The organism is Stenotrophomonas sp. YJH_SMC_40 (genome assembly GCF_059368615.1).
This window is the reverse complement of the sequence record NZ_JCAFRX010000009.1, coordinates 50527-63954: the sequence shown is the minus strand read 5'-3', so window position 1 is coordinate 63954 and position 13428 is coordinate 50527. Positions and strand designations below refer to the sequence as shown.

Sequence of the window (13428 nt, the reverse complement as noted above, 5' to 3'; positions counted from 1 at the left end):
GGCTCACAACTTCAGGTCGAGCAACCCATCACCCAGATCCTCGTCAGACAACGTCTGCTGGATCAGGGCCCGATGCGCCTGCTCGCTCCACAATTCGAACTTGTCGCCCATACCGAGCAATACCGCCTTCTTCTCAATGCCCACCGCACCGCGGTGGCTGGCGGGGATGCTGATGCGACCGTTGCCGTCCAGTTCCAGATGGGCGGCCGAGCCGACCAGCTTCTGCTGCAACAGGCGCACGACGCGCTGGGTGTTGGGCTTGGACATGACGTCGTCGCGGACCCGCTCCCATTCCGACTCTGCATACAGCCACAGGCAGCCGGCTTCGAACGGGTTGTAGGTCAGCACGAGACGGTTGTTGCTGGCGCGCGCGACGAGGTCGCGGTAAGCGGTGGGAACCGCCATGCGCCCTTTATCGTCAACTGTGATGGCCGTCTCGCCCTGGAACACGACGCGTGCACCTATCCTTCGCCCGGTGAAACATTGAACCACGAAAACCCACAAAACACCCGGATTTCCCTCTGATGCCCACCTTAGCAGCGGCCGAAGGGTTGTCAACAACTTTTCAGCGGGGAAATCGCCAGCCGCATCAATGGCTTGCAACAACCTTTAGAGAATTGTTCAAGGCTTATCCACAAGTTGCTGATCCGTCTCAATTTTTGAGATTGAACGGAAGTTCAGGGCTGTGGACAAGGCGTGAAACATCGCCCGCGCATTCATCCGGAACCGGCCGGAAACGCCGCCGGACTGCGCAAACGATGCACAATGAGGCCATGTGCCTGCTCGCTCTTGGCTGGATGCACCACCCGCGCTGGCGGCTGGTGATGACCGGCAACCGTGATGAGTTCCACGCCCGCCCGACTGCGGCGCTGGCCCCCTGGCAGGATGAGACCTCCGTCATCGGAGGGCGCGACCTGCGCTCCGGCGGTGGCTGGGCCGGCGTCGGCGCCGGCGGCCGCATGGCCGTGGTCACCAATGTCCGTGATCCGCTGGCCGCACAGACCGGCCCGTCCCGGGGTGCACTGGTAGCCGACTTCCTGCGCGGCCGCGACCCCGCCGCCGTGCATATCGACCGGCTGGCCACCGTGGCGGGCGCGTATGCGCCCTTCAACCTGCTGCTGGCCGATGGCGACAGCCTCGAGTACCTGGGCAACCACCCCGCCGAGCGCCAGAGCCTGGGCCCGGGTGTGCATGGCATGTCCAACGGCGCGCTGGACGCGCCCTGGCCGAAGACCCGACGGCTGATGGATGCGCTGTCGGCGTGGCTGCAGGCCGGCGATGAGGACCTGACCCCACTCTGGGCCGCGCTGGCCGACGAACATCGCCCCGCCGACAGCGACCTGCCCGACACCGGCATCGGCCTGGAACGCGAGCGCTGGCTGAGCCCGGCCTTCATCCGCGGCGACGATTACGGCACCCGCGCCAGCACCGTGCTGCTGATCGACGCCGACGGCCACGGCGAGATCCACGAGCGCCGCTTTGGCCCGCAGGGCGCAGCCAACGGACAGAGCCACGTCATTTTCTGACCCGGTCATGCTGGCCGCTGGCCGGAATCTCTTTCCAGCAGGGTAGTGCCGGCCGCTGGCCGGCAACCTCCGGATCTTCGGGCAGGCCACGCAGCTGCCGGCCAGCGGCCGGCACTACCCGCTCCAGGACTGCCAACGGCGTCATTCAGCTTCCCGGCGCAGCGCCTTCTCGCCCGTACCACAGGGCCTGCGCCACCGCGGCCATCCCACTGTGCCCTTTTTGCGTCTGCCACTGTGTCTATAAATGCCGCCCGCAACCTCTCAAGGTGGTCGTGCCCGGCACCAGGCCGCGCGATCCACATCCACATGGAGGCCCCATGCGCCGCACCCTCATCCTGCTCGCCACCCACCTGCTCACCCTCGGCCTCGGCTTCGGCCTGGGCGTGTACTTCCTCCCGATCCTGATCGCTCCTGATGATCCGCCGGTGGCACAGGTGCAGGCTGCCATGAGCGACGCCACTCATCACACCACGTTCCGCCGTGACCTCAAGGGCAGCGACGCGGTGCACTGGGCCGAAGGCAAGGTCAGCGTCAGCGCGCGCCAGGTGGCCTTCGACGGCAAGATGGGGCCGGGACCGGACTACAAGGTCTACCTGGTCCGCGACTTTGTCGACAACAAGGCCGATTTCCTGAAGATCAAGGCGCAGGCCCAGCGCATCGGCGAGGTGAAGACCTTCAACCGCTTCCTGGTGGAGGTGCCTGCGAACGTGGACGTGGACGACTACACCACCGTGGTGGTGTGGTGTGAACGGTTCGAGCAGTTCATCTCCGCCGGGCAGTACCGTACGCCGGGTTGAAGACCGCGCGACGTCGAGGTAGTGACGGCCGCTGGCCGGTATTCTGTCCGCCGCTGCTGGCAGCGTGAAGCTGCCGGCCAGCGGCCGGCACTACCGATGCGCGGTTCACCCATATGGAAGCACGCATGTAGAAGAAAGAGGCGGAGCCGGCCGATAAGCCGGGTTCTGTCGTGGACAGTCATTCCTCTAGGCGTTACGTCACCGCAACGCTCAAGCAACCTACCCGGATCCAACGCGGGCCGCGCCAAAGGATCCCTATTTGGTCTTGCTCCAGGTGGGGTTTGCCGTGCCGGTCTGTTGCCAGACTCGCGGTGCGCTCTTACCGCACCATTTCACCCTTACCGGCCTTCCGAAGAAGACGTAGGCGGTATCTTTCTGTTGCACTTTCCGTCGGCTTGCGCCGCCCAGGCGTTACCTGGCACCTTGCCCTTTGGAGCCCGGACTTTCCTCGGCACCCCCGAAGGGATGACGCGACTGTCTGGCCGGCTCCGCCAGCGCACATTCTAGCCTACGCGCGCCCTTCCTGCCGTGCTGATAGCGGCATCCGGTTCATCCATCCACGCATGACGTGGATCTACCGACTCCGCTGCTCTGGTGGGTGCGGATTCCGCTTTGGTGGGTGCGGACCTTGGTCCGCACGATCCATCAACTGCCGTACAACGCCTTGCGCGGTGCACCGGTCAACTCTGCCGCCAGCTTCGCCGCGGTCGACGGCGGCAGATGCTCGCTCAGCTTGGCGTAGACGCGGCGGCCATGCGCCAGCTGCGCTTCTTCATCGTCGCCAGCGCCCTGCACCATCACCACGAACTCGCCCTTGCGCTGGTTATCGTCAGCTTCCACCTTCGCCAGCAGTCCGGCCAGATCGCCATCGAGCACGGTCTCGAACAGCTTGGTCAGCTCACGCGCCAGCACCGCAGGGCGTTCGCCGCCGAAGATCGCCGCCATGTCCGCCAGCGACTCGGCGATGCGATGCGAGGATTCGTAGAACACCATCGTGCGTACTTCACCGGCCAGCGCCTGCAGGCGGTCGCGGCGGCCGCTGGCCTTGGCCGGCAGGAAACCCTCGAAGCTGAAGCGGTCACTGGGCAGGCCGGCCACGCTCAGCGCGGCGATGGCGGCACAGGCGCCGGGAATCGGGCTGACCTTGATGCCCGCCGCACGCGCGGCACGCACCAGGCGGAAGCCGGGATCGCTGACCAGCGGGGTACCGGCATCGCTCACCAGCGCCAGCGACTCACCGGCCTGCAGGCGCGAGACCAGGCGCTGCGACAGCGCTTCCTCATTGTGCTCGTGCAGGGCCACCAGCGGTTGCTGGATGCCGAAATGGGACAGCAGCTGGCCGCTGCGGCGGGTGTCTTCGGCACAGATGGCCGCCACCGAGCGCAGCACCTCCTGCGCGCGCGGGCTCAGATCGGCCAGGTTGCCGATCGGGGTGGCGACGACGTACAGGGTTGGCACACTCATTTCAGCGGTACTCACGGGGCAAGGGTAGAATCGTAGCGTGTACCCGGCCAAGGCCGCTGCCCTCATCGCATGGACCCGATCATGAACAAGCCCGCCGCACGGATCTCCGCCCTGTCGCTGTCGTTGATGCTGCTGGCCGGCTGCGCCACCACCAGCCTGACCAGCGCGCCCGAATCGCCGGCCCAGAGCCAGGCGCTGGCGCTGATCGACCAGGGCAAGCCGCGCGACGCCGCACTGCAGCTGGAAGGCCTGGCTGCCACCCTGCGCGGCGGAGCCCGCGCCAATGCCCTGGCCGATGCGGCCTGGGCCTGGCACCTGGCCGGCGACAGCGCCCGCGCGCGCAGCCTGCTGGGCCAGCTCACCGCCCGCCAGCTGACCGGCGCCAGCCTGCAGCGCTACCAGTTGACCAGTGCCGAGCTGGCGCTGGCCGACAAGCAGCCGGGGCAGGCCCTGGCCCTGCTGAAGGACCACGGCGACAACGTTCTGCCGGCACTGCGGACGCGCTGGTATCTGGCCCGCGCCACTGCGCTGCAGGGCACCGGCGATGCCTTCGGCGCTGCCACCGAACGTGCCCGCGCCCATGCCAGCCTGACCGGCAGTGCGCGCAGCGAGAACCAGGCCGCCATCGCCGGCCTGCTCGGTACCCTCGACGACGCCACCCTGCGCAGCCGTGCCGCCGCCCTGCCGGCCAACGACCCGCTGTACAACTTCGCCGGCCGCGCACTGATCGCACGCGGCCTGCCGCTGCCGCGACCGTTCGACCGCGATGGCGCCGCCCAGTTCGACACCAGCAAGCGCCCGCCGGCGATGAGCGACGGTTACCGCCCGCCGGCCAAGCTGGCTGTGCTGCTGCCGCTCAGCGGCCGCCTGGCCACCGCCGCGCAGCCGGTGCGCGATGGCCTGCTGGCCGCGTACTACGGCGAGACCCGCCGCCGCCCGGACATCAACTTCATCGACACCGCGGGTACCCCGGCCGGTGCCCTCGCCGCCTATGACAAGGCCGTGGCCTCCGGTGCCGACTTCGTGGTCGGCCCGCTGGGCCGCGACGAAGTGGACGCGGTGTACGGCCGTAAGCAGCTGCAGGTGCCGGTGCTGGCGCTGAACCGTGGCAAGGATGGGCCGCCGACCGGCAGCGCCGGTTTCTCGCTGGCACCGGAAGATGACGGCATCGTCGCCGCTGAATACCTGCGTGGTCGCGAGCGCGGCAAGGCGCTGGTGATCAACAGCGCCGACGATACCGGCCGCCGTGCCGCCGCCGCCTTCGCCCAGCGCTTCGCCCAGCGTGGCGGCCAGGTGGTGGCCACCATCGGCGTCAGCGATGCAGTCGGCGATGTCGGTGCGCAGGTGCGCAATGCCGGCCAGGTCGATGCCGTATTCCTCGCCGTGCGTGCGCCGCAGGCGCGCCTGCTGGCGCCGCAGCTGGCGCTGGCCGGTGCCGGCGGCGCCACCCGCGTCGGCACCTCGCAGCTGACCATCGGCAGCGGCAAGGTGGAAGAAGACGTGGCGCTGGACGGCATCGTCTACCCGAATGAGGCCTGGAACGTGCGCAGCGTGTCGGGCCTGCCGTCGGCCAGCCAGGTCGCCAGCACCCTGCCCAGCGCACGCGGTGCAGCCGGCCGCCTGTTCGCGTTCGGCGCCGATGCCTGGAAGATCACCGCCTATCTGGACAAGCTGTCCAACGAAGGCGGCCTGGACGGTGCCACCGGCACCCTGTTCCTGGACAGCAACGGCAACATCCTGCGCCAGCCGGCATGGTCCACCTTCAATGGCGGCCGGCCGATGCCGATCGTCGGTGGTCGCTGAGCGCAGCCAACGTGGCTCGGCGGTGGAAGCCGCCGCCGAGCAGCATCTGCAACAGGCGGGACTGCAGCCGCGTGCGCGCAACGTGCGCTATCGCGGCGGTGAACTGGACCTTGTGATGGACGATGCCGGCACCGTGGTGTTCGTGGAAGTGCGCTATCGCGCGCGATCGGATTTCGGTGGCGGTGCCGCTTCGGTGGATGTGCGCAAGTGCCGACGCCTGGCGCACGCCGCGCAGCTGTACCTGCAGGACAACCCGGCGCTGGCCAATGCACCCTGCCGTTTTGATGTGGTCGACGCCACCGGCGAGCCGCCGCAGCTGCGGTGGCTGCGTGATGCGTTCCGGCTGGATGATTGCTGATGGGTACCGTCCGCTCTGGTAGAGGCCGACCTTGGTCGGCGCTTCTGTGCCAACCAAGGTTGGCACCTGCCAGAGCGCAGCCAGGCCGGCACGACCACGGTGTGTGACTGATGCCTTCGATCATCACCCATGCTGCTGTGCCGCTGGCGCTGTGGTGCGCCGCTGATCGCGGCCGCATCCCGCCGCGCCTGCTGGCGGCCGGCGTGATTGCAGCGATGCTGCCCGATGCCGATGTACTGGCCTTCGCGCTGCACATTCCCTACGCCGATGCGTTCGGCCATCGCGGCGCCAGCCATTCGCTGCTGTTTGCCGGCGTGCTGGCGGCATTCGCCGCGGTGCTGGCGTTCTTTGGTAACCGCCGATCTTGGTCGGCACCACACAGCTCCGGTAGTCGCCAACCTTGGTCGGCGGCTTCGTGCCAACCAAGGTTGGCACCTACCAAGGCAGGGCCAACGGTGGCATCGACCGTACAAGCCGCTGTATTCGTCTTCGTCTGCGCTGCCAGCCACCCGCTGCTGGATGCGATGACCTCCGGCGGCCTCGGCGTGGCCCTCGCCTGGCCCTGGAGCGAACAACGCTTCTTCGCGCCGTGGCGACCGATCCGCGTTTCACCGTTCGCCCCACAGTTCTTCAGCGCGCGCGGCCTGGCCACCCTGCTGTCGGAACTGCGCTGGGTGTGGCTGCCACTGGCTGGCGCCGTTGTTGCCTGGAAACTGATCCAACCCGCTCCTGCTGCCCCACGAGATCCGTCATGAGTCCTGCCCTGCCTGCTGCCCTGGTTGCCGAACTGTCCGCCCTGCTGGGCGCGGAGGGCTGGCGCATGGATGACAGCGCGCTGGAGGCCAACGCGCAGGACAACTCGTGGCGTCATCAACGCCCCGCCGCCGTCGCGCAGCCTGCCAGCATCGAACAGGTGCAGGCACTGGTGCGCGCATGCCGGGCCCATCACGTAGCGCTGGTCGCACGTGGCGCCGGCACTGGCACCACCGGCGCGGCCGTGCCGCTGCCCGGCAGCATCGTGCTGTCGTTCACCCGCATGGACCGCATCGTCGAGATCCGCGCCGGCGATCGCTGCGCGGTGGTGCAACCGGGCGTACTCAATGGCGCCCTGCAGCAGGCACTGGCCCCGCATGGCCTGTTCTGGGCGCCGGATCCTTCCAGCGCCGAGATCTGCAGCGTCGGTGGCAACCTGGCCTGCAATGCGGGCGGCCCGCGCGCGGTGAAGTACGGCACCAGCCGCGACAACGTGCTGGGCCTGGTGGCAGTGACCGGCACCGGCGATGTGATCCGCTGCGGCGGCGCCTACACCAAGGACGCCACTGGCTACGACCTCACCCATCTGCTGGTGGGCAGCGAAGGCACGCTGGCATTGATCGTGGAAGCCACGCTGAAACTGACCCCGCTGCCGGTCAGCCAGGCCGGGCTGCGCGTGCTGTACCGCGATGCCGATGCCGCCGCAGCCGCGGTATCGCGATTGATGTCGCAGCCGGTAGTACCCACCCGCCTGGAGTTCATGGACGCACGTAGCCTCGAGCTGCTGCGGCTGAACGGTGCCGACGTGCCGGAGGCCGGTGCAATGCTGCTGGTGGAAGCCGATGGTGACCACGACACCCTGCCTTATCTGCTGCAGGCCCTGGCCAGCGCCGCTGAAGGCGACGGCATGATCGAACTGGACGTGGCGATGGAAGGCCGTGCACGCGACCAGCTGTGGGCCGCGCGCAAGGCACTGTCGCCGGCACTGCGCACCGTCGCGCCCGGCAAGATCAATGAAGACGTGGTGGTGCCGGTGTCGCGTATTCCAGAGCTGGTGGCTGGCGTGCAGGCATTGGCACGCGACTACACGCTGACCATCGTCACCTTCGGTCATGCCGGCAACGGCAACCTGCACGTCAACATCCTCTATCACCCGGACGATGCCGAAGAGAACGCGCGCGCGCATGCCGCACTGCCGAAGATCTTCGAGCTGACCTTGGCACTGGGTGGCACGCTGTCCGGCGAACACGGCATCGGCCTGGCCAAGCGCGATTTCATGGCGCAGGCCTTCACCCCGGCTACCTTGGCGACGATGCGTGCGATCAAGGCCGCGCTGGACCCGGATGGCATTCTCAACCCGGGCAAGGTGTTGCCGCCGGCATAGACCGCGCGCACTCCTGTAGAGCCGAGCCATGCTCGGCTCACCGCGCGCAGCGCGGACTTCCCGCCTGCGGAACGAAGAGCAGCCGAGCGTGGGCTCGGCTCTACAAAGGCTTGTCGTTCGCGATATCGATCAGGGTCTGCCGGAAACTGGGCAGCAGCACGCGATTACCGTGCCCACTCAGATGATCGTTGTCGAAAAACAACGGTCCGCCCTCTTCCACGGCCGAACAGGTCTGCGGCCCGCACAACAGTGGCAGCGGATCCCACACCGTCAGCGATGGATAGCGCGCTGCCAGCTCAGCCAGCAACGCCATCTGCGGCGCGCGCAGCCTCTCCAGATCGGAACGCGGCATGCTCAGGCCACCGGCGCAGGCGGGATTGCGGCGGTTGAACCAATCCGAACAACGGTAGGCCCCGGCCTTGAACAACGGCAGCGGTGCATCCACAACCACGCGCACACCCAGCCGCTGCAGCCGCCCCAATACCCGATCAGCCTCATCGCGTGCCGCCTGCGCATGGGCCGGCGTGCGTTCGGCCAGCAGCTGCCGATAGATTTCCTGTGCATCCTGTCGCTGCCAGTCGAATCCGCGCAGCTCCGGCATGCGCAACGCCGCCAGCAGCACGATGTCTCCGGGGCGGGCCTCGCGCTCGATGGTCGACAACGCGTCTTCAATGAAGCCCTGGCAATCGGCCGGGCTGGCCCGCAACAGATTGACGAAGCTGCAGCCACCACGATCCTGCTGGCGCACCTCCATGCCGGTCTGGCGCGCGACCATGCTGGTCATGGTGCGATAGGCCGCTGCGTGTGAGTCACCGGCCACGAACAGGCGCCGCCCTTCAAGCGCCGGTGCACTCACCGGCTCCAGCGGGCGCCACGCCGGGTAGCGGCGCGCCTGCCATGCATAGCCGTCGCGGGTAACGCTCAGCGAGACCTGCTCGTGGTACTCCACCGTGGCCCAGGCGCCTGCGCCGCATAGCGCGACCACTGGCAGCGCCATCCCCAGCACCTTGGCCGGTGCCAGGCTCAGCAGTGATGCCGCATTCCGCAGTGGACGCTCGATGAAGTGATACGACACGGCGGAGACCGCCAGCAACAACACCGGATACAGCCACAGCGCGACGCCATGCAGGCCATACGTCCAGCGCAGCAGCACCAGCAGTGGCCAATGCCACAGGTACAGCGAATAGGACAACCGGCCCAGGTAGGCCAGCGGTGCGCAGCCCAGCGCGCGCTCAATGCGCGATGTACCTGGTGCCGACACGCTCGCCAACAGCATCAACGTACCGGCCGTGGTGGCCAGCACGCCCGGCACCGGCATCGCCAGCTGCGGTGCGATCACCACGCCTGCACCCAGCAGCACCAGACCGGCCACTGCAACCGCATCACCGCTCCGGCCCGGCGTACGCGTGCGCATCCACTGGTAGAGCAGCGCGCCCGCAGCCAGCTCCCAGAACCGCGCCGGCAGCAGGTAGAACGCTGCCGCCGGCGCCGTCTGCGCCTGCCAGCCTGCCCACGCCAGCGACAGCAGGGTGAGCACCGGCAACAGCCAACGCGACCACGGCCAGCGCTCACGCCCGCGCAGCCACACGAAGAACAGCAGCGGGAAGACCAGATAGAACTGCTCCTCTACGCCCAGCGTCCACGTGTGCAGGAACGGATTGAGTTCCGCACCGGGCGAGAAATAGTCGTCCTGCTGCCCGGCCAGCACGATGTTGCTGAAGCCGACCAGCGCAGCCCAGCCGGCTTGGTCGAACTGCTCGTTGCGCCACGCGCGGGGAATGAACAGCGCCGACAGCACGAAGGTGGCCATCAACATCACCAGCAGCGCCGGCAACAGGCGCAGCACGCGGCGCCGGTAGAAGTCGAGCAGCATCGCGCCCAGCGACGCATGGGTGCGCGAGGCCAACGACTGGCTGATCACGAAGCCGGACACCACGAAGAACAGGTCCACACCGGTGAAGCCACCGGGCAGCCACTTCGCATTGGTGTGGAAGACCACGACGGCCAGCACCGCCAATGCACGCAGGCCATCGATGGTGGCGTTGTGGGAACGCTCGGGAGGGGACATGCAGGCAACCGGCAGAAGACAGGGCGGCAGCATCGCCACCGTTTGCGCAGTCATTCAATGGATAATCGCGACAGACCTGGACATCGTTCAGGTCCGGTCCCGGAGCGACGCGATTGTAGAGCCGAACCATGCTCGGCTGCTCTTCGTTCAGATCGCGATGAGCCGAGCGTAGGCTCGGCTCTACGGCAGCAGCCAGGGGGCAGAGCCCATTGCCATGGCAATTGGATCCGACCCCGCTGCACGTCCGCTTACCAGGCCATGCGCAGGCCCAGCTGGCCGCCCACATTGCGGTAGCCGTAATCACCGCGCTGCACGCTCACGCCCCCCCACGCGCCCCAGCGCTGGCCCAGCTTCAACTCGGCACCGGCCTGCACCTCATAACGGTTGCGCGGCACGTCTGCGCCCAGCGTGTCACCGTTGAACTGCAACGTGCTGGTGCCGCTGCCACGCAGCCAGTTCACGCCCAGGTACGGCTGCACCGTGTTGCCGGCTGCAGTGTCATGGCCAAACACGCGCACGCCCAGACGCCCGCTCAGGCCGCCAGCATCGGCATGGTCGATCACCGTGCCATTGCTCTCCACGTGGCGATCGGCGCGGAAATCGACATAGCTCAGCTGCAGTTGCGGCTGCACATACAGTGCGCTGGCGGTGCCCTGCCACACGTTGAAGGTGTAGCCGGTCTCCAGCGACGCACTGGCCATGCGCGAATCGTAGTGCTCCGGCTCCAGGCCAATGCCCTGCACCCGGTTATCGAAACGGCCGTACTGCAGGTTCGCATCCATGTACGCACCCTGCGTACCGTCAGCCGCCTGCATCCAGGTGCCGTACACACCTACCGCGCTGCCACGCACCCGACCCTTGGCGCTGTAGCCGGTCAGATCGGACACTGCGCTGCTGTCGGCACGCCCCGTGCCCATCATCACGCCGAACGCTGCATTGCCCCGGCGAACCAGGTCAGTGCCAATCTGCAGCACCGAGGTGTTGCCATCAATCGACAGCTGGCCACCGACCGCGCTGAAGTCCGCCTGCTGCCGGCCCACGCGCGCCCATGCGGCACGGCCTTCATCCAGCGAAACGGCACCGATGCGGTCATTCAGACGATGGGAAAACATGTTGATGGCTGCCGACTGGTTGGCCAGGTACGCCCCGGCTTCGGGACGCAGCACCGGCACCGGGTCCACCGGATCCACGGGGTCCACCGGATCGATGGGGTCAACCGGATCAACCGGGTCCACCACACAGCCCGGCGCGGCCGGATTGTCCTTGCAGATATCGAACCATTGCGAACGCAGATACCAGTTGCCATCGGTGGGATCTATCACGCCCCCCTTGAACAGGAAGTACTCATAGGAGCCGCCCACGGCGCGGCCGGCCAGCGCATAGGTTGCCAGCGATGCACCATCCACTTCGATCAGCTGGATGCCATCGGTGGTCTGAGCGCCAACGCCGCCAATGTTCTTCACCGCAATGCTTGCATCGCCCGAAGTATCGCCACGCACATGCAGGCGATCAAAGGCGCTGTCGTCACCGCCCAAGGCGCCCTGGAACAGGAACGTCGCGCCCTCGCTGTGCAGATCACCGTCTACGGTGAGCGTGTTGAATCGGCCACTGCCGTCGGACAGCGCCACACCACTGTTCAGTACGCTCAGTTCGCCTACCGTGGCATCACCGGTCAGTGTCCACTGGCTTCCGCTTTCAATTGCCATCGTCTGCACCAGGTTGGACGTGCCCTGCCACAGCGACCCGTCTGCCAGGCGCACGTGCACATCGGACTGCGGCACCAGACCGGCATCCTCGTCCTCGGGCGTGATGACGATGTCGCCGACCATCTGCGAATGCCCCTGCAACACCACGTCGAAACGCCCCGCCACCGCCGCATCCAGTGCGATGGCAATGCCATTGCCACCCGATACGTAGGCGTTGTTGGACAGCGTCAAACCGGAGTCACGGCTGCTGCGAACCCACACACCACCGTGCTGCACGCTTTCCAGCGCACTGCCGTCGATGCCCAGGCTGCCGTTGTCATTGATCACCGCAGCCCAGGCGCCCTCGCCCTCGGTGCGAATGTGCGAACCGGTCAACGTCATCCCGCCGCTGCCCCCGGTCAGCACACCATGGGCCTGCTGGCCTTCGGTACGGATGATGTTGTCGTCCAGATGGATGCTGCCGCCCTGGCGCGCAACCGCACCAATGGCACCCGCGCCCGTGGTGTGAATCTGGGCCGCACGCGCAGTGATGATCGGGCCGGCGCCGATGCCAGTGAAATCGGCATACAGGCCATGGCTGCTCTCACCGGACGTGGTCACAGTCACGCGGTCCAGATCCACCGTACCGGTTCGGGCATCAATGCCCACCGCACGGTCCCCCTCGCTGATGACGGAACTGCGGGCCATTGCCAGCGTCGAATCGGAGAACATCTTGACGGTTGCGGTCCCGTTGCCGGTGCTGTGGAAGCTGGAGTCCGCCACAGTGACTGCATTGCTGCGACCATTGATGTCCAACGCGATGCCGCTGGCGTTCACCGCGCTTCCTGAAAGATCAAGCTGGTTGTTATCACCCAGCCAGATGCCCGACTCGCCTTCAATCGAAACGCCGGTCAGGGTCATGTTCGCCCCGGTGGCCGACACCGCGCGGCTACCCAGCCCCATCGCCGAGATCGAGCCACCGGTCATGCTGATGTCACCGCCGCCGGCGAGGCCGACCGACGACACGCCTTCCATGCGGATGTTCACATCCTGCAGCGTGGCCTGGCTGCCGGTATGCGCCACAACCCCCATGCCGGTGCCCTTGTTGATGACGTCGGTCGCCGTCAGATGCAGTTCACCGCCCGTCGTTGCCAGCGCGGTGGTGGCACCAAAACCGCTGGTGACCAAAGTCGAACCATTCAGTTCGATACGACTGCCAGCACCTTCGGCGCGGGCGGCGGATGCGCCATCGCCATCGGCACTCACGTTGACCGCACCCAGCGGAACGATGCTGCCGCCGTTGAGCGCATGGAAGGCGTGGTTGCCCACGCCGGTGGCGCTGTAATCCCCCGCTGCCGGGGTCTGTGCGTCACCGTCTGCGATGACCTGCTGTGCGTGTGCACGAACAGGTATGCCAACGGCGAGTGCCGCCGTCAAGGCGAGGGCCAGCGCCGAGTATTGGATCTGATGGGATCGCATGTTGAGGCCTCCTTTTGTCGAGACCGGCATAGTGCATGTCGCGTTCAACGCCCACCATGCAATTAGTTGTAATGTCGGATGCGACACCGCCGCTGCACATGCGCCACCAAG

At 67.1% G+C, this 13428-nt stretch carries 10 protein-coding genes and 1 other RNA gene; 6 read left to right on the top strand and 5 right to left on the bottom strand.

Annotated features, from left to right (window positions below):
- Window positions 1-3 precede the first annotated feature (3 nt).
- A complete protein-coding gene (gene mraZ, locus AC5P6X_RS16975; protein WP_004143635.1) occupies window positions 4-450 on the bottom strand; it encodes a division/cell wall cluster transcriptional repressor MraZ in 447 nt (148 codons plus the stop codon).
- 323 nt (window positions 451-773) lie between these two features.
- Here mraZ and AC5P6X_RS16970 point away from each other — a divergent pair, with 323 nt between their 5' ends.
- Together AC5P6X_RS16970 and AC5P6X_RS16965 are read left to right on the top strand one after the other, a co-directional pair.
- Window positions 774-1526, top strand: a complete 753-nt coding sequence (locus AC5P6X_RS16970) for an NRDE family protein (RefSeq protein WP_099605851.1) — start codon at window positions 774-776, stop codon at window positions 1524-1526.
- A 317-nt stretch (window positions 1527-1843) separates the two neighbouring features.
- On the top strand, window positions 1844-2323 hold the full coding sequence (locus AC5P6X_RS16965; protein ID WP_099605835.1) for a DM13 domain-containing protein: 480 nt from the start codon (window positions 1844-1846) through the stop codon (window positions 2321-2323).
- A 138-nt stretch (window positions 2324-2461) separates the two neighbouring features.
- Here AC5P6X_RS16965 and rnpB read toward each other — a convergent pair.
- Both rnpB and rsmI read right to left on the bottom strand, forming a co-directional pair.
- An RNA gene (gene rnpB / locus AC5P6X_RS16960) (RNase P RNA component class A) lies at window positions 2462-2813 on the bottom strand.
- Window positions 2814-2968: 155 nt separating this feature from the next.
- Entirely contained in the window at window positions 2969-3787 is an 819-nt protein-coding gene (gene rsmI / locus AC5P6X_RS16955) for a 16S rRNA (cytidine(1402)-2'-O)-methyltransferase (RefSeq protein WP_049451410.1), read from the bottom strand.
- 81 nt (window positions 3788-3868) lie between these two features.
- Here rsmI and AC5P6X_RS16950 point away from each other — a divergent pair, with 81 nt between their 5' ends.
- From AC5P6X_RS16950 to AC5P6X_RS16935, 4 genes are all read left to right on the top strand, one after another.
- Window positions 3869-5590 carry a penicillin-binding protein activator gene (locus tag AC5P6X_RS16950; protein ID WP_088436104.1) on the top strand — a complete coding sequence of 574 codons (1722 nt, stop codon included), beginning with the start codon at window positions 3869-3871 and terminating at the stop codon, window positions 5588-5590.
- A complete protein-coding gene (locus tag AC5P6X_RS16945) occupies window positions 5580-5948 on the top strand; it encodes a YraN family protein (protein WP_024957270.1) in 369 nt (122 codons plus the stop codon). The genes AC5P6X_RS16950 and AC5P6X_RS16945 overlap by 11 nt, the downstream gene beginning before the upstream one ends.
- Window positions 5949-6058: 110 nt before the next feature.
- Window positions 6059-6703, top strand: a complete 645-nt coding sequence (locus AC5P6X_RS16940) for a metal-dependent hydrolase (RefSeq protein WP_049451408.1) — start codon at window positions 6059-6061, stop codon at window positions 6701-6703.
- Window positions 6700-8085 (top strand): FAD-binding oxidoreductase, encoded by a 1386-nt coding sequence (locus AC5P6X_RS16935; RefSeq protein WP_049451407.1) that lies wholly within the window; start codon window positions 6700-6702, stop codon window positions 8083-8085. Before AC5P6X_RS16940 ends, AC5P6X_RS16935 begins: the two co-directional genes overlap by 4 nt.
- A 100-nt stretch (window positions 8086-8185) precedes the next feature.
- Here the strand turns inward: AC5P6X_RS16935 and AC5P6X_RS16930 are convergent, their stop codons facing one another.
- Window positions 8186-10207: an acyltransferase family protein gene (locus AC5P6X_RS16930; RefSeq protein WP_049451406.1), complete on the bottom strand. Its 2022-nt coding sequence runs from the start codon at window positions 10205-10207 to the stop codon at window positions 8186-8188.
- Window positions 10208-10401: 194 nt separating this feature from the next.
- Complete coding sequence (locus tag AC5P6X_RS16925; RefSeq protein ID WP_108270239.1) at window positions 10402-13317, bottom strand: autotransporter family protein; 2916 nt, start codon at window positions 13315-13317, stop codon at window positions 10402-10404.
- Between the last annotated feature and the right edge of the window lie 111 nt (window positions 13318-13428).

Bases quoted from the DNA above. Each gene is read 5' to 3' on its own strand.
- AC5P6X_RS16970 (WP_099605851.1), top strand. From the start codon at position 774: ATGTGCCTGCTCGCTCTTGGCTGGATGCACCACCCGCGCTGGCGGCTG.
- AC5P6X_RS16965 (WP_099605835.1), top strand. From the start codon at position 1,844: ATGCGCCGCACCCTCATCCTGCTCGCCACCCACCTGCTCACCCTCGGC.
- rsmI (WP_049451410.1), bottom strand. From the start codon at position 3,787: ATGAGTGTGCCAACCCTGTACGTCGTCGCCACCCCGATCGGCAACCTG.
- AC5P6X_RS16950 (WP_088436104.1), top strand. From the start codon at position 3,869: ATGAACAAGCCCGCCGCACGGATCTCCGCCCTGTCGCTGTCGTTGATG.
- AC5P6X_RS16940 (WP_049451408.1), top strand. From the start codon at position 6,059: ATGCCTTCGATCATCACCCATGCTGCTGTGCCGCTGGCGCTGTGGTGC.
- AC5P6X_RS16935 (WP_049451407.1), top strand. From the start codon at position 6,700: ATGAGTCCTGCCCTGCCTGCTGCCCTGGTTGCCGAACTGTCCGCCCTG.
- AC5P6X_RS16930 (WP_049451406.1), bottom strand. From the start codon at position 10,207: ATGACTGCGCAAACGGTGGCGATGCTGCCGCCCTGTCTTCTGCCGGTT.
- AC5P6X_RS16925 (WP_108270239.1), bottom strand. From the start codon at position 13,317: ATGCGATCCCATCAGATCCAATACTCGGCGCTGGCCCTCGCCTTGACG.